Source organism: Paenibacillus sp. 11B, from assembly GCF_030487755.1.
GTDB lineage: Bacteria > Bacillota > Bacilli > Paenibacillales > Paenibacillaceae > Paenibacillus > Paenibacillus vandeheii.
In genome coordinates this window covers 484251-500942 of the sequence record NZ_JAUKNS010000004.1, presented here as the reverse complement: position 1 = coordinate 500942, position 16692 = coordinate 484251, and the positions used below count along the sequence as shown (strand labels likewise).

General features: G+C 47.7%; 19 protein-coding genes and 1 riboswitch. All 19 genes read left to right on the top strand.

Annotation, left to right across the window (positions count from 1 at the left end; translation table 11 throughout):
• Positions 1-708: 708 nt before the first annotated feature.
• The 19 genes from Q0V21_RS19170 to atpA all read left to right on the top strand — a co-directional run bounded on the left by Q0V21_RS19170 (position 709) and on the right by atpA (position 16540).
• Complete coding sequence (locus Q0V21_RS19170; RefSeq protein WP_301880132.1) at positions 709-2268, top strand: glycosyl hydrolase family 18 protein; 1560 nt, start codon at positions 709-711, stop codon at positions 2266-2268.
• A gap of 267 nt (positions 2269-2535) precedes the next feature.
• Complete coding sequence (gene spoIIR / locus Q0V21_RS19165) at positions 2536-3198, top strand: stage II sporulation protein R (protein ID WP_094938881.1); 663 nt, start codon at positions 2536-2538, stop codon at positions 3196-3198.
• 240 nt (positions 3199-3438) lie between these two features.
• Entirely contained in the window at positions 3439-4635 is a 1197-nt protein-coding gene (locus Q0V21_RS19160; RefSeq protein WP_301880130.1) for an L-threonylcarbamoyladenylate synthase, read from the top strand.
• A 126-nt stretch (positions 4636-4761) separates the two neighbouring features.
• Entirely contained in the window at positions 4762-5052 is a 291-nt protein-coding gene (locus Q0V21_RS19155) for a hypothetical protein (RefSeq protein ID WP_301880129.1), read from the top strand.
• 43 nt (positions 5053-5095) lie between these two features.
• Complete coding sequence (locus tag Q0V21_RS19150) at positions 5096-5572, top strand: HipA domain-containing protein (RefSeq protein WP_301880128.1); 477 nt, start codon at positions 5096-5098, stop codon at positions 5570-5572.
• The gene (locus tag Q0V21_RS19145) at positions 5544-6056 is read left to right on the top strand and encodes a hypothetical protein (protein ID WP_079350320.1); all 513 of its coding nucleotides are present in this window, start codon (positions 5544-5546) and stop codon (positions 6054-6056) included. The genes Q0V21_RS19150 and Q0V21_RS19145 overlap by 29 nt, the downstream gene beginning before the upstream one ends.
• Positions 6057-6189: 133 nt before the next feature.
• The gene (locus Q0V21_RS19140; RefSeq protein WP_024632729.1) at positions 6190-6750 is read left to right on the top strand and encodes a manganese efflux pump MntP; all 561 of its coding nucleotides are present in this window, start codon (positions 6190-6192) and stop codon (positions 6748-6750) included.
• A 123-nt stretch (positions 6751-6873) separates the two neighbouring features.
• Complete coding sequence (locus Q0V21_RS19135) at positions 6874-7446, top strand: low molecular weight protein arginine phosphatase (protein WP_079350321.1); 573 nt, start codon at positions 6874-6876, stop codon at positions 7444-7446.
• Positions 7447-7530: 84 nt separating this feature from the next.
• Positions 7531-7612: riboswitch (ZMP/ZTP riboswitch) on the top strand.
• 139 nt (positions 7613-7751) lie between these two features.
• A complete protein-coding gene (locus Q0V21_RS19130) occupies positions 7752-8345 on the top strand; it encodes a TIGR01440 family protein (RefSeq protein WP_301880125.1) in 594 nt (197 codons plus the stop codon).
• 38 nt (positions 8346-8383) lie between these two features.
• Complete coding sequence (locus tag Q0V21_RS19125) at positions 8384-9631, top strand: serine hydroxymethyltransferase (protein WP_301880124.1); 1248 nt, start codon at positions 8384-8386, stop codon at positions 9629-9631.
• Between the two features lie 426 nt (positions 9632-10057).
• Positions 10058-10687, top strand: a complete 630-nt coding sequence (upp, locus tag Q0V21_RS19120; protein WP_024632725.1) for a uracil phosphoribosyltransferase — start codon at positions 10058-10060, stop codon at positions 10685-10687.
• Positions 10688-10725: 38 nt separating this feature from the next.
• Entirely contained in the window at positions 10726-11883 is a 1158-nt protein-coding gene (gene wecB / locus Q0V21_RS19115) for a non-hydrolyzing UDP-N-acetylglucosamine 2-epimerase (protein ID WP_079350323.1), read from the top strand.
• Between the two features lie 186 nt (positions 11884-12069).
• The gene (locus tag Q0V21_RS19110; RefSeq protein WP_079350324.1) at positions 12070-12324 is read left to right on the top strand and encodes an AtpZ/AtpI family protein; all 255 of its coding nucleotides are present in this window, start codon (positions 12070-12072) and stop codon (positions 12322-12324) included.
• Positions 12317-12694, top strand: a complete 378-nt coding sequence (locus tag Q0V21_RS19105; RefSeq protein ID WP_079350325.1) for an ATP synthase subunit I — start codon at positions 12317-12319, stop codon at positions 12692-12694. The genes Q0V21_RS19110 and Q0V21_RS19105 overlap by 8 nt, the downstream gene beginning before the upstream one ends.
• Positions 12695-12739: 45 nt before the next feature.
• Positions 12740-13558 (top strand): F0F1 ATP synthase subunit A, encoded by an 819-nt coding sequence (atpB, locus tag Q0V21_RS19100; protein WP_024632721.1) that lies wholly within the window; start codon positions 12740-12742, stop codon positions 13556-13558.
• Between the two features lie 78 nt (positions 13559-13636).
• On the top strand, positions 13637-13861 hold the full coding sequence (gene atpE, locus Q0V21_RS19095; protein ID WP_017691934.1) for a F0F1 ATP synthase subunit C: 225 nt from the start codon (positions 13637-13639) through the stop codon (positions 13859-13861).
• Between the two features lie 114 nt (positions 13862-13975).
• The gene (gene atpF, locus Q0V21_RS19090) at positions 13976-14464 is read left to right on the top strand and encodes a F0F1 ATP synthase subunit B (RefSeq protein WP_079350326.1); all 489 of its coding nucleotides are present in this window, start codon (positions 13976-13978) and stop codon (positions 14462-14464) included.
• Positions 14461-15009, top strand: a complete 549-nt coding sequence (locus tag Q0V21_RS19085) for a F0F1 ATP synthase subunit delta (protein ID WP_079350327.1) — start codon at positions 14461-14463, stop codon at positions 15007-15009. Before atpF ends, Q0V21_RS19085 begins: the two co-directional genes overlap by 4 nt.
• 16 nt (positions 15010-15025) lie before the next feature.
• Positions 15026-16540, top strand: a complete 1515-nt coding sequence (atpA, locus tag Q0V21_RS19080) for a F0F1 ATP synthase subunit alpha (RefSeq protein ID WP_024632718.1) — start codon at positions 15026-15028, stop codon at positions 16538-16540.
• Positions 16541-16692 lie beyond the last annotated feature (152 nt).

The following is a 16692-nucleotide window of genomic DNA, read 5'->3' as shown; positions in this document are numbered from 1 at the left end:
TGGAGCCGTATATGATTTATTTGCTATCCGATCTTTGCCTGCGCAGCTAGGTGAAGATCTTTTTTTTTGTTTTAAAAGTAAAGTAATCTTTGAATCTTGGATGGATACCAAATTTAATTTTTATTGACAAATATTTCAATTCTGTATTATCCTAATTTTAACTAGATTTAAAACGTATTTTAACAGACCCTTAACCCTGCACGACAGACAGTAATAAATACGTCAACTATGAGTATCAAACAACTCCCCCTCCCAGCACTCAGTCATGCTAAGTCGAATGTATTCGTCATTCGTTGGTGTACTCTTCCCTAAATCATCAGAATAAGTCAGCTAAATTGGAGATTCCTGTATTCTTTATACCTCCCAGGTCAATGTTCAACGTTCAATAATTCATTCTTATCATAGCTTGTTTGCTATTCTATAAAATCATCTATTGGTTCTGTGCAGAACGTCGATGGCTTGTTTATTCTTCAAAAGTGAAATCGATTTCAATTTTATTGTAAACGCTTACTTATATTTTGGTTCTCTCTGATTTGAAGCAGAAAGGATGAGAAGCTATGTGCGTTAACACGTACAGGTATGGATGCACAGCGGCGTTGATGAAGGAAGAGGTGAGAATTGCAGGGCGCGGCCCTCCTGTGAAGTGGGATACAGTCATAGGCCACGCTGCTGAATTTAAAAATTTAAACCCCGAAGGAGCGTTCGAAAATGAATATTAATCGAGTTGGTAAGGCCCCATCGATCGTAAAAGTGTTCATGCTCTTGTTTTTATCTTTAGCATTAATAGCTTCAACGATTGTCATTGGTCCTGCCAAGAAGGCAGGGGCTGCTCCACTCCCGAAGAAAATCATTGCTTATGTGGCGGGGTGGGCCAATTGGACCGCGAATGATATCAAGGCAGAGCAGCTCTCTCATATCAATTACTCCTTCGCGCTCATCTCCAACGGCAAAGCGACGATTACCAATACAGATCGTACCAAACTGCAGCTCATGGTTGGATTAAAATCCAGAAACCCTGACCTGAAGGTGTTATTGTCTGTCGGTGGCTGGGGAGCTAACGGTTTCTCTGACGCCGCGCTAACAGACGCCTCACGTACAACGTTTGCCGACAGTATTGTGCAACTGGTAACCTCCAATAATCTGGATGGCGTCGATCTGGATTGGGAATATCCTACTAACCCTGCTGCCGGTACAACTGCACGACCGCAGGATAAACAAAATTTCACACAACTGCTCTCGAAGGTTCGTGAGAAGCTGAATGCTCAAGGACAAATTAATGGAAAGCAATATCTGCTGACTATTGCCGCAGGAGCGAGCAGTAGTTATCTGAACGGTGTGGAAATCAATAATATCACGCCATTGCTGGATTGGATCAATCTGATGACTTACGATTTTCATGGAACCTGGGACGCAACCACAGGTCATCATACGAACTTGTCCGGTAGAGATATAAGTGTAACGTCTGCGGTCAATCTATTCAGAAACAGCGGTGTTCCCGCGAACAAGCTGGTCATTGGTGGAGCCTTTTACGGCCGGGCCTGGACTGGTGTCCAGAATTCAAATAATGGTCTGGACAGACCTGGTTCCGGTGGATTTGAACCCGATTACAACACGATTGTCAGCCAATATTTGAATAAAAACGGATATACACGGTATTGGGACAGCAGTGCCCAAGCTCCATATCTGTTTAATGGGAATACCTTTATCTCCTATGACGACCCGCAATCGCTCAGCCTGAAGGTACAATATGTGAAAAACAGCAATCTGGGTGGTATCATGTTCTGGGAGTACAGCAATGACCGATCTGGTGCGCTGCTTCAGGCCGTATATTCAGAGGTTACAGGTGGTGGTTCGGTGCAGCCGCCAAATCCAAGCGGGTACGCGTATTTGGTTGCACAAGCGAATCAGCAAATTGTCTCCGCCGAGAATAAGGGCAATGACCAGCTTGTCGCCAATCGGACAACGGCAGGAGACTGGGAGCTTTTTGAATGGATCACTAACTCCGATGGAACGGTGTCCCTCAAGTCCAAAATCAATAATAAATATGTCACAGCAGATGTTAACGTGGGTGGTGCTCTGATCGCCAAAGCCACAACCATTCAGCAATGGGAGAAGTTCAATCGTGTGGATTTGGGTGATGGAACAATTGCATTGCAAGCCCTCGCCAATAACTTGTATGTGACCTGTGATCTGAATAATGGCGGTAAGCTTGTAGCAAGCCGCAATTCGGTTGGCGGGGCATGGGAAGCTTTTCGGGTGAATAAGTAACTGAGAAGCAAGAGCTCCATGCAGCTTGATAACAAGAGGGTAGGCTAGAATTGAGATGGATCAAGGAAGTGCCAGCCGACAAGTGTTCCATGGGCAGGCGCTTCTTTGATTTTCGTCAGACATAAGGCATGCTAACGGTCCTTTCGTTTTAAGTCTGTCCATCCTATTTAAATTTTAGTAGATTTGTAATCTAGCAGGTTTACTTCGGTCTCTTCCGGGCATACTGATAGACATGAGAGAGTTACAGGGGCCGAGGGGGAGAACGGAATGAGCAGAAGAATCGTGAAACAAATTGGACTTATTATTGTATGTCTTATGATGATCATAATGATGTGGGAAGGTCAGAAAACCGATGCAGCTGTGGCGGCCACAGCAATTCCGGAACAATCCATTCGCTTGCGTATTCTCGCAAACTCGGATGCAGCGGGAGATCAGCTGGTCAAACGCGAGATTCGTGACGCGGTCGTTGCTCAGATGGGTGAGTGGGTAACTCAACTGGAGAATCCGCAAAGCCTGGATGAAGCACGTGGGGTCATTCGTCAGCATTTATCTGAAATTGAGGATCGTGTGGGAGAAGAGCTTGCCAATCGTGGCTTAACCTATTCGTATCAGGTGGAACTCGGGGTTGTTCCTTTTCCAACCAAATTATATGGGGGTACCGTATATCCTGCTGGAGATTACGAAGCAGTACGGATAACACTGGGGAAAGGTGAAGGGCAAAACTGGTGGTGTGTGCTGTTTCCACCGTTATGCTTCATAGATGCAGGCACAGGTGATGCACTTGCGAAGCCTGCAACAGCATCTGCTGCTGCTGCTTCTGAGCCTGGGGATGCACAAGCATCTGTACAGGCAGCAACACCGGAAGCGCGTTTCTTCCTGTGGGATATGGCCGTCAAATTGTGGGACTGGGTAACGGGATTGTTTGCATAACATGCTGCTAGACATAGGCTTTATCAGGGGGCTTCGATTCAGGGAAGTGCCCCTTTGTCTTATTCTGGATTGGAGTCAAAGTCCCCGTGATGTTAATCGCTAGATAGAATTCTGACCGCATCCTTGGAAAGAGCAGATATGTTATAATTACAGGAATCAGCAAATATAAGCGAAGAAGGCAGCGCGCAAGCGCGTTTTCTTGCATAAACTACCTTACTGAAGTTTAGGAATGATGGATATATGACTAGAGAGAACGAACGATTGCATCAGTCTTTCATGAATGACATGGAGAAAGATGGAAGTATAGAGAAAATGGTTACGAGCATGTGGGACGTCAATGTATTGGTAACCAATGAGAATACTGAAGATGCGGCCAAAGGAAGTGTGTATAAAAAGGCCCTCGCTGACTTGCAGGATGCCGCAGCCTGTCTTCGTCAAGGGCAGACCGTAGCCTTCCCGACCGAGACGGTATACGGTCTGGGCGCTGACGCTCGCAGCACAGCAGCGGTGGAAGCTGTATTTGCAGCCAAGGGGCGGCCTTCAGACAATCCGCTGATTGTGCATATTGCACAGCGTGACCAGCTGGATTCACTGGTCACGGAAGTGAATAGCACAGCGGAGGCCCTCATGGCGGCCTTCTGGCCGGGGCCGCTTACGCTCGTGCTGCCGGTTAGGCCAGGGGCGGTATCCCCGCGGGTTACCGCCGGTTTGGATACGGTGGCCGTGCGTATGCCGGACCATCCGGTGGCCTTGCAGTTGATCGCGGCGGCGGAATGCCCGGTCGCCGCGCCGAGCGCCAACCGCTCCGGGCGGCCAAGCCCGACACTCGCTGCACATGTGCGCGAGGATCTGGCAGGCCGCATCGGCGGCATCGTGGACGGCGGCCCCACCGGGGTGGGCGTCGAGTCCACGGTGGTGCAGGTCGGTGACGACGGTACCGTCACCATCCTGCGCCCTGGCGGCATTACGGCGGAACAGCTGTCCGCCGTTGCCGCCCGTGTCGCCACGGACCCGGCGCTGCTCGCCGAGGGGCCCGGTGGCGATGACAGCCCGGCGCCGCGCTCGCCGGGCATGAAGTACACGCACTACGCGCCCGCAGGTGCGCTGTGCGTGGTGGAGGGGCCGCCCGCAGCGGTGGCGGCCTGGATCAGCGCCGCCCTCGCAGAGGCGGCGCAGCGCGGGGAGCACACCGCAGTGCTGGCGTTCGCCGAGCACGCGGAGCAGTACCGCGCCGATGCCGTGTTCTCGCTGGGCGAAGCCAGCGAGCTGGAGGAAGCAGCGCGCCGGCTGTACGCTGCGCTGCGCAGCTGCGATGAGCAGGGAGCCACATATATTGTGGCTGAAGCCTGCTCGCGCGAAGGGCTGGGAGCAGCCGTCATGAACCGGCTGCTCAAGGCGGCAGGTCACCGACTCATACAGGTCGGTAACCAAAACTAACTAATACTACTGGTGCCTAACTTACGGGTTGCTCATCATTCTATAAAGTGTAGTCTGTCTTTCCCTTATGAAGGTTTGAAAAGGGCTATTCTACGCGTTTGTAATCCAAAGTTAAGGGGGATTCGTGTGGATTCTATAGTGAGCTCGGGGATAAGAGAATATGGCGAATACAAGCTAGATGATTTTCATATTGCTGATGTTACTATACCGCAGTCCAGGACGACACAAATACAAGCCTCAACACCTTCTTCTTTAGGCGTACTAAGAAAGTTTAATATACATCATGATAAATCAGGGCTTCTGTACGTAAAATCGGGTTACAGCAGAGGCGCTTTCTTCTCTATAGATCAACCTCTTTCAGAAAAGATAGCGTGCGAAATAGGTGAATTACTAGGTTTTAATGTGGTTCATTGTTAGTCAGTCCTTCAAACTCCCTCACCAGGAATTTGCTAGCTGTGATGTGATTACGGACAAAAAGGGGAAAGAGTTATATAAGGAACTAACGGCAGAGGGTCTGGATGATGGTAAGAAAAATATAGATCAGATGATTGTATTTGATTACATTATTCATAACACAGATCGGCATAAGAAAAATTTTGGATTCATAGTGGATAGGAAAGAAGGTAAATTTCCTTTTGCACCGCTGTTTGATCATGGTCTTGCTTTTTGTTCAGAGTTTAGTAGCTCTGATATTGCTAACGATGGTCAAGAAATTTTGGGATTTTCAATAGGTAAACCCTTTACCAATTTGAGTGGAGCTTTGGATTTAGTAGATAAAGATAGCCTACAAGGAATTAATCTTAATATTTCGATTGAAGAGGTCATTGCTGTAATTAACAAATATGCTCCGTTGATGTCATTTGACAGAGCAGAATTTATTAAGCAGTTTATCGCTAGGAGGTATAAACATGTCCAAGGTTTATTTTCTCAGGTATAAAAATGTTGTTATTGGACATTTTTCATTGGATGGAAAAAAATATACGCCAACAGTTGATGCAGGAAAATTAGGGGATGCGGGATACCCCTTTGGACTATATAAACTCACTCACACCAGTTCGGGTGAACTCTACATTGACAGAGATAAACAGCCAAGCTACGAAGATATTAAACTCTGGCTAAGTGAGCGTGTTTTCCCGAAAGAACGTCAAGGAGCCAATCAAATACTTGAATCGCTGGGTTTGTCCACGTATAACCCTTGGGAAATTGCGAAGAAGACTAATGCTATAAGTTTAAACGATTTTTATTGGATGAGTGACAAGCTGGAAGATTCATTCGAAAATATTAACGCTTATCATGCTTCTTTTGAGAACTTTAATGATTTGGCTGCGAAGTCGACACTACAAGACCCTGTAAAGAAAATTAAAGGTTTTGAAGATTTTGAGGAACCTAGGGAAGAATTGGCTATTAAATGGGTTGAGTAAGCAGGTATTGTAGCAAATCATAAATCATTGACGATATTTTATCGTGTTCTGAAGACAGACATTCTCAGGTTATGTTTAGGTCCTTGTCCGCATATGGTGTACAAGAACCTTTACGTGACTTGGGGGTATGGGGATGTGGGATGTGTCTGCCCATGTAGGGCAGTTGGTAACCATTTTGATCATGGCAGTCGCACTCGGACTCGACGCGTTCTCACTCGGCATCGGGATTGGCATGAAGGGCATTCGTCTGAGAGACGTATTGCGAATCAGTACCGTAACGGCCCTGTTTCACATCATCATGCCGCTCATCGGCATGTATACGGGCAAATATGTCAGTTCCCTGCTTGGTGACATTACGACGTATGCAGCTGGCGGTTTGCTGGTCCTGCTCGGTGCCCATATGATTTTGAACGCTTTCCGGGAGGGAGACACCAAACTGGTGGATCATCGCTCTCTGCTCGGTGTGATTCTATTCTCTCTGAGTGTCAGTGTGGATTCGTTCTCCGTTGGAGTCTCGCTCGGCATGTTCAGCAGTGATTTGGTGTTAACAGTGTTGGCTTTTGGCGTATGCGGTGGATTAATGTCCGTTATGGGTCTGCTGTTGGGACGGCGTGTGAGCCAGAACATGGGGGATTATGGAGAAGCGGTCGGCGGAGCAATCTTGCTCGCTTTTGGACTTTTGTTTATATTTTAAAATATAACGTTAACTATAATTACAGCCTAGTGCAGTCTTCAATATATAGGTATGAGGTTCATTGGATCAGATGGAGTTTCAACATGATTCGACAACATTTGCAAAATGGGGAGGCTAACCACAATGAAACATATTTTGTTTGTATGTACAGGGAATACTTGCCGCAGCCCCATGGCGGAGGGACTTTTACGTAAACTGGCGTCTGAGCGTGGCATTCAAGTGGACGTTCGTTCCGCAGGTGTAGCCGCAACAACGGGCATGCCGATTTCCCGTCATGCGGAGGCCGTATTAAGGGATCACAACGTGGAGGGACCACCTCATTCGACGCTTCTAAGCGCGAACCTGGTTGGCTGGGCCGATCTGATTCTCACATTGACACGCAGTCATAAACAGCATGTCATGCAGGTTTTTCCTGACTCGGTACACAAGACATATACTTTGAAAGAATACGTGGAAAATGACGAGCAAGTCCTGAATGATCTTCAGGAACTGGACAGCCTGTTTGCGACATTGGAGATGAAACGTGCGCTCGGTCAGGAGATTTTGGCATCTGAACGTGAGCGGGCGATCGAGATTAGGCAGCGCATTCCGAGCTTTGACATTTCGGACCCGTTCGGCGGCAGTCGCGACGATTACAACATTGCCGCGGCAGAGATTCGGACCGCGCTCGACAGACTTTTGGACAAGTTGGAGTAATTGGAAGCCTTATTAAAACGGACATGGGATGTAAATTAGTCGTTGATTTTAAACGCAGGTTGTTTTATGATGAATGGGAAAACAGGGATCCGGTGTAACTGGCGACGAAGTGGGCACAACCACAATGGAGCACCGGAACAAACGGCCGGTCGCCTGGGCAAAAGAGCAATTCTGCGTTACCCGCAGACTGCTCTTTTTTTCGTCTTTCATCTGATTATTCGCTATAATAGTACCTGAAATGCCATGCAAGAATACGAAGGGCAGCCAAGAGGAAGCCAGGCATGATTTTATCGGGAGGCGATAGGATGACTATTGAATTAGATTCGGAACAACCCGGATTGCATGAACAGACTGCATCCATACTGCGTGAACTGGCGCTTGCCGGACAGCTTGGACCTGGACAGATGGTTGTGATCGGTACAAGTACAAGTGAAGTCGCAGGCAAACGGATTGGTACAAGCGGTGCAGTTGAAGTGGCGCAGCAGCTCCTTGCGGGTATACGCGAGGTGCAGCAGGAGTTCGGTTTTGATGTTGTATTCCAATGCTGTGAGCATCTGAACCGCGCACTGGTTATGGAGCGTTCTCTGCTTACACGTCTTGGATTGACTGAAGTGGGTGCAGTACCTGTGCCCAAAGCAGGTGGTTCCATGGCATCCGCAGCATATGGCTCGCTGACCGATCCATGCTTGGCAGAACATGTGCAGGCCCATGCGGGACTGGATATTGGCGAGACGATGATTGGCATGCACTTGCGGCATGTGGCAGTACCTTTCCGTACAGCCCTCCGCTACATTGGTGATGCCCGTGTAACTACAGCGTTGACCCGTCCCAAGTTGATTGGTGGCGAGCGCGCAGTGTATCGCATGGAAGAGCAACCGGATTCGACATTTTGTGACTAATTTTTACTCAACCAATTCACTTAGGGAGGAATTTAATCATGGAACAATTGCGCAAGAATGACCCGGCAGTACTGGAAGCGATGAATTTTGAACTGAAACGTCAACAGAACAACATCGAGCTGATCGCATCCGAGAACATCGTAAGCGAAGCAGTTATCGAGGCTCTTGGATCTGTACTTACGAACAAATACGCTGAAGGCTATCCAGGCAAACGTTACTACGGTGGTTGTGAACATGTCGATATCGTTGAGGACATTGCCCGTGACCGTGCCAAAGAACTGTTTGGAGCAGAACATGTCAATGTTCAACCTCACTCCGGTGCACAAGCGAACATGGCAGTATATCTTGCGGCTTTGAAACCAGGTGACACTGTACTGGGCATGAACCTTGCGCATGGCGGACACCTCACACATGGTAGCCCGGTTAATGCTTCCGGCTTGCTGTACAATTTCGTGGCTTATGGTGTACAAGAAGATACGTTCCTGATTGATTACGATGAAGTGCGCAAAGCCGCATTCAAACATCGTCCTCGATTGATCGTTGCAGGTGCAAGTGCATATCCGCGTATCATTGATTTTGAAAAGCTTGCTTCCATCGCCAATGATGTAGGCGCTTTGTTCATGGTGGATATGGCTCATATTGCAGGACTGGTAGCTGCAGGATTGCATCCAAGCCCAGTTCCACATGCGCATTTCGTAACAACAACAACACACAAAACGCTTCGTGGACCTCGTGGTGGTATGATTCTGTGCCGCAAAGCATGGGCAGCAGCGATTGATAAAGCGGTATTCCCGGGTTCCCAAGGCGGACCTCTGATGCACGTGATTGCTTCCAAAGCGGTAGCCTTCGGTGAAGCACTGCAACCTTCGTTCAAAACATATGCACAAAATGTGGTGAAAAATGCACAGGTGCTGGCTGAAACGTTGATTGCTGAAGGATTGAACATCGTATCCGGTGGTACAGACAACCACTTGATGCTGATCGACACACGCAGCGTGAATATCACAGGTAAGGAAGCTGAGCATGTACTTGATTCCATCGGCATTACCGTGAACAAAAATGCCATTCCGTTTGATCCGACCAGCCCGTTTGTAACGAGCGGAATCCGGATCGGTACACCTGCCGCTACTTCCCGTGGTATGAATGAAGAAGCGATGGTGGCGATTGGTAAGATTATTGCCAAAACATTGAAAAACCCTAAAGATGCAGCGAAATTGGACGAAGCCCGTGCGGAAGTAACTGCACTGACCGATCAATTCCCACTCTACACTGACCTTAAATACTAAAAAACATTGCACGTGCTGCTTGTATTTGAGGTGTTCTTAATGTAAACACTCAGACGGAGCAGACAGAATGAAGATGGAGAAGCGTAGCGTTCGCCTTTATCCCCGGATTTTCCCCTTAATAAGGGGGTTCAAAAAAATCCGGGGATAACAGCGATCGAAAGGTCATTCTGTTTGCGGAGCATTGCTGTGTTTACATGCATTTGATCATCTCAACGACATAACATCACGAGCAAACAGGACCGGAAGACTCATTTTTCCGGTCCTATTTTTGTAGGATTCGGTTTTCTGTGATGATTAGGTGCCCTTTGATGGTGTAATTCGGTGTAGGTGATGATATAATATACAGGATTTATCGGGGCCTATGAATGATGATTAGGCATATTTGGTAATGCTGAACATGAAGAACATACCGGAGGGACAAATTAGATGGGAAAATTAGTAATATGTGATCACCCTTTGATTCAACACAAACTGACGTTTATACGCGACATGCGTACGAATACGAAAGATTTTCGTGAATTGGTGGATGAAGTAGCAACGTTGATGGCTTACGAGATTACAAGAGACGTTGAGCTGGAGACGATTGATGTACAGACTCCTGTAGCTGCAACACAAGGTAAAGTTATTTCTGGACGTATGCTCGGACTGGTACCAATTCTGCGCGCAGGACTCGGCATGCTGGATGGTGTTGTAAAATTGTTGCCAGCTGCAAAAGTTGGACATGTTGGTCTGTTCCGTGACCCGGAAACACTGCAACCGGTAGAATATTACACCAAGCTGCCTACAGACGTAACTGAGCGTCAACTGATTGTCATCGATCCGATGCTGGCAACGGGTGGTTCTGCCATTGCTGCTATTGACGTGCTCAAAAAACGCGGCTGCACACAAATCAAAATGATGAATCTGGTTGCAGCTCCTGAAGGAGTAAAAGCCGTTCAAGAAGCCCATCCGGATGTAGACATCTACGTTGCTGCGCTGGATGATCGTCTGGATGATCACGGCTATATCGTTCCCGGACTGGGAGATGCAGGAGACCGTCTGTACGGCACTAAATAAGCATATTGCATGCTGAATAGAAAAGGGGCTTTGCTTCAATGTCCAAGAAAATTAAAGTCATGACGATATTCGGGGTGCGCCCGGAAGCCATCAAGATGGCTCCGCTTATTTTGGAACTGCAGAAACATCCCGAATCTATTGAATCGATCGTTTGCGTTACTGCACAGCATCGTCAGATGCTGGATCAGGTTCTTGAGGTATTCGATATTCATCCGGACTACGATCTCGATGTGATGAAAGACCGCCAGACGCTGAATGAAATTACGATTCGTGTGCTGGGAGGTCTGGAGCCGGTTTTGCGTGAAGCAAAGCCGGATATCGTATTGGTTCACGGGGATACGCTGACAACGTTTGTAGCCAGCTATGCTGCGTTCCTGCAACAGATCCAGGTGGGGCATGTGGAAGCGGGCCTCCGGACGTGGAACAAGCTCTCTCCATACCCGGAAGAAATGAACCGTCAGTTAACCGGGGTGCTTGCTGATTTGCATTTTGCGCCTACGGACTGGTCGTCTTCCAACCTTGCCAAAGAAAATAAACCGGAGTCTAGTACGTATGTCACAGGCAATACGGTAACAGATGTGTTTCAATATACAGTACGGCAGGATTATAAACATCCGGTACTCGATTGGGCACAGGGCAAGCGTCTTGTGCTGATGACAGCTCACCGCCGTGAATCCCAAGGCGAGCCTCACCGTAACATTTTCCAGGCTGTCAAACGGATTGCCGACGAGTTTGAGGATATTGCCATCGTGTACCCGGTGCATCCAAGTCCTGCTGTGAAGGAGCCGGCTCACGCGATTTTGGGGAATCACCCCCGTATTCAACTTATTGATCCACTAGACGTGGTGGATTTGCATAACTTTTACCCGCATACGCACTTGATTCTGACAGATTCAGGCGGTTTGCAGGAAGAAGCACCTTCGTTTGGTGTGCCTGTTCTCGTTCTGCGGGACACAACGGAGCGTCCGGAGGGAATCGAGGCTGGAACACTGGAGCTGGTGGGTACCGAAGAGGAACATGTATATGAGCGGACCAGAGCTCTGCTTACAGACGAAACACTGTATGCAAGCATGAGTCAAGCGGCCAATCCTTATGGAGATGGACATGCTTCGGAAAGAATTGTCAATGCGATTTTGCATCATTTTGGTGTGAATAGTGAACGTCCGGAATCATTTCACAGAAAATTCAAAAAATAATTCATTTTTTCTGACGGATTTATAAAGGGTACAGCATACAGTTAAACTGTACGGTTTACGCGGGTTTATGGGCTCTGAGGGCCTGTAATCCCGTCGTTTTCCCCTTTAAAACACTAAAATCATTCAATTGACAAAGGCTCTCATCATTCAGTAAAATTAACTGGGATTGCAAGGGTGGCGTGGAAAATGGCCGATTCGAACAAACCAAATTCATCCCGTAACCATGATGATAATGTGTGGAAAGCAATGGGGCTCGTGACAGCTTTTGGAATCGAGATTGCCATTCTCGCTGTTGCTGGATATTACGTTGGCTCCTGGTTGGACAAGACCATCGGAGGTAACGGAATATGGATCGCCGTAAGCGTTCTCTTTTTCTTGGCGGCGGGCGGTGTAAGCATCTACTTTATCGCGAAAAAATTCATGGGGGAAAGTGATGAGTGAACTAACCAGATACCGCAGAATGATGACTGTTTTCATCATGTACTTTCTTATGATTTGTTTTCTCGCTGCGGCCTTTATGCCACGTGTGGAGACAATTGCTTTGGGACTGGCCCTGGGTACAGGAATTAGCTGGATAAATGCATTTTACCTGGGCTACAAAGTAAGGAAAATGTCGGATGATGCGGCAGAAGGTAACTTGAAGCGTGTGAACCTGGGATTTTTGACAAGAGCGGCACTCGCAGTGCTCGGTATCTTCATATCGATGCGCTTTCCGCAGTACTTCAATACATATGCGGTTGCAGGCGGTCTGGTCCTTGCACAATTTTCCTTACTGATTATAGGGATCGTCTATTCCCGCAGAGCAGAATGATGTTAGGTGCTGCAGCTTTCAAGTCGAGAAAGGGGTGAGAAAAATATGCATGAAGCTCCAATTATTATGCTTGGCGGATTTCGACTGGATCTATCGGTTCTGTTGATGCTGGTTGTAACAGGTGCACTTGTTTTTATTTTTGCTGTACTGGCAACACGGAGATTATCCGTTGAAAATCCCGGCAAGCTGCAAAATTTTATGGAGTGGGCAGTAGAATTCGTCCGCAATCTGATTTCCAGCACGATGGACATGAAGAAAGGGAAACATTTTATCTCTCTCGCTCTTTCCATGATTATGTTCATTTTTGTAGGCAACATGCTCGGTCTTCCGTTTCAGGCGGTAACCGCGGTGGATAGCGCAGAACATGCGCAGGTGTTCGGTCAACCGATTGTTACGGCAGTAGACGCGTTTGAAGAAGCGCATGCCAAGGACCCTGAAGCACACCCGCACGTTGAGCTGGCCTGGTGGAAATCACCGACAGCTGACTTGTCTGTAACGATGGGATTGGCACTCGTAGCATTCCTGGTGTCTCATGGACTGGGATTGTTCCGTAACACAAGAGGATATCTGCAACATTATCTTAAACCGTTCGCCTTGTTCTTGCCGATCAACCTGATTGAGACGGCATCCAAGCTGCTAACACACGGAATGCGTTTGTTCGCGAATATTTTCGCGGGCGAGGTACTGATTACAACGATCCTGAAGCTGACCACATTCAAAGTGTTTGGTGCCATTGCAGCGATTCCGTTGCTTATGGTGTGGCAGGGCTTTAGTATCTTTATCGGCGCAATCCAGGCATTTGTTTTTGTAATCTTGATGATGGTGTACATTTCACAAAGCATCGAGACGCATGACGAACATTAAGTTTCAAGCCCTACGAAGATTTCTTCACCAGGCTGAACAATAAAAAATTCGATTTAACATTTTAAGGAGGATATACAAATGGGAGCAATGGCATTAATCGCAGCAGCAATTGTTGCAGGACTGGGCGCGTTTGGCGCAGGTATTGGTAACGGTATGGTAATCAGCAAAACGGTGGAAGGGATTGCCCGTCAACCGGAAGCAAAATCCACTCTTCAAACAACAATGTTTATCGGTGTAGGTCTGATCGAGGTATTGCCGATCATCGGTGTGGTATTGGCGTTCATGTTCTATGGTATGGCTTAATTAAATCGATACAGGTTTGGCGGGGAAGGCCATAGCCATCCGCGCCTTCTTTTTAGGTAATGTCCGTTCTAACGGATGACGTTTCAAGGATACCTCCAGGAAGGAGTGAACAGATTGAGTTTCATATGGGAAAATACGCTTCTTGCGATGATTGCATTTGTAATTTTATATTGGCTGCTTAGCCGTTATGCTTTCGGTCCTTTGTTCTCCATTATGGAAAAACGTCGTGAACTCGTGATGACGCAGATGAATGAGGCTGCTCAGACTCGGGAACAGGCCATTGCCTATGTGGAGGAACAAAAACAAGCTCTGGAGCAAGCGCGCAAAGATGCTTACGACATTATTGAACAATCCAAACAAACGGGCGGCAAACAAGCCGAATCGATCCTGGCTGATGCGAAAGCAGAAGCTAATCGTCTCAAAGACGATGCTGTACGTGAGATCGAGAGTGAGAAGAACAAAGCGGTCGCAGCGCTTCGCAGCGAACTGGGTACAGCTTCCGTTCAAATCGCTTCCAAATTGATCAAAAAAGAAGTTGAGAACGGTCCTGCACAAGAGGAACTTGTGAACCAATACCTCAATGAGGTAGGAGGCCGACAATGAGCCGCGATACGATAGTTGCCAAGCGTTATGCGAAAGCATTGTTCGAAGTTGCTCTTCAGCAACAGCAGGTACTTCAAGTTGAACAGGAACTGCGTGCGGTTGTTAGTGCATTGACCGGGGATGCTGATATTGAAAAATTTATCGTATCTCCGAACATCTCTGATGAAGCCAAGCAGAATGTGCTTCATTCAAGCCTTGATGGCAAGGTATCCGAACCTGTCCTTCGCACCGTGCTGCTGTTGATTGAGCGCGGACGCGTTGAATTGCTGGAAGCTTTGCTGAATGATTATCTGAAGATCCAAGGCGAGTCGCTCGGCATAGCTGATGCGCGCGTCTACTCGACTTATGCATTGAATGATGAAGAAAAAGAAGCGGTAGCCCGTGAATTCGGTGGCCGTGTGAATAAAAAGATTCGTATCGAGAATATTGTTGATCCGACTCTGCTGGGCGGATTGAAGGTCGCCATTGGCGATACGATCTATGACGGCAGCTTGGCTGGCAAGCTCGAACGTCTTGAGCAGTCTTTTAACAGACGAGTACAGTAGATTGGGGTGAGGACACTTGAGTATCAAACCAGAAGAAATCAGTACATTAATTAAGAGCCAAATCGAACAATACAAGACCGATATCGATGTAGTCGAAGTCGGGACGGTTATTGAAGTCGGTGATGGTATCGCTCGTGTATACGGACTTGAGAACGTTATGTCCAATGAGTTGGTTGAATTCCCAAGCGGTGTTATGGGACTCGCCATGAACGTGGAAGAGAGCAATGTCGGTGTCGTTATCCTGGGACCTTACTATGATATTCGTGAAGGCGACCAAGTAAAACGTACCGGTCAAATCATGCAAGTGCCAGTTGGCGAAGCTTTGATTGGACGCGTTGTTAATCCACTCGGTATTCCTGTGGATGGCAAAGGGCCAATCGCAACAACGGAATTCCGTCCGGTTGAAGGTAAAGCACCAGGCGTAATGGATCGTAAATCGGTTCATGAGCCGATGCAAACAGGAATCAAAGCGATTGATGCCATGGTTCCAATCGGTCGTGGACAACGTGAGTTGATCATCGGTGACCGTCAAACAGGTAAAACATCGATCGCAATAGATGCCATCCTGAACCAAAAAGGCAGCGGCATGAAATGTATCTATGTTGCTATCGGTCAAAAACAATCTACAGTTGCACAAGTTGTGGAAACTCTTCGTCGTAAAGGCGCTATGGAGTACACAATTGTTGTAACTGCGGCAGCATCCGACCCATCACCGCTCTTGTACATCGCACCGTATTCCGGTTGTTCGATGGGTGAGTACTTTATGTACAAAGGTGAGCACGTTCTGGTCATTTATGATGACTTGACCAAACAAGCTTCCGCATACCGTGAGCTTTCCTTGCTGCTTCGTCGTCCTCCGGGCCGTGAAGCATATCCAGGTGACGTTTTCTATCTGCACTCCCGTTTGCTGGAGCGTGCTGCGAAGCTGAATGATGAACTTGGTGGTGGTTCTTTAACCGCACTGCCGTTTATTGAAACACAAGCTTCCGACGTATCTGCATACATCCCGACGAACGTAATCTCCATCACGGACGGACAAATCTTCCTTGAAGCTGACCTGTTCAATGCTGGACAACGTCCTGCGATCAACGTAGGTATTTCCGTATCCCGGGTTGGTGGTTCTGCTCAGATCAAAGCGATGAAAAAGGTTGCAGGTTCCCTGCGTCTCGACCTCGCTCAATATCGTGAGCTTCAAGCGTTCTCCCAGTTCGGGTCCGATCTGGACAAAGCGACTCAGGCCCGCCTGAATCGTGGTGCTCGTATGATGGAAATTCTGAAGCAGGGTGTGAACCAGCCTCTGCCTGTAGAACAACAGGTAGTCAGCTTGTACACAGCGGTTAAAGGATTCCTGGATGAAATTCCTACAGGTGATGTGACTCGTTTTGAGCACGAATTCCTCGCGTTCATGGAGAGCAGCCATCCTGAGATTCTTCAATCCATCCGTGATACCAAAGAATTGACTGCAGACAATGAGAATGCGCTGAAGGGTGCTATCGAGAAGTTCAGAAAGAGCTTTGCTGTCTCCGTCTAAATAGATGATATGCAGCTGCGGAGTTGTCTAACCGATTCCGCATGTCTGCATGCAAAACTTTGACGCTGTCCAAGTTTTGATAGGTTTACGAAGTAACTTTGACGTTGTCAAAGTAAGATTATGCTTACGATGTAGTTTTGACTTCGTCAAAA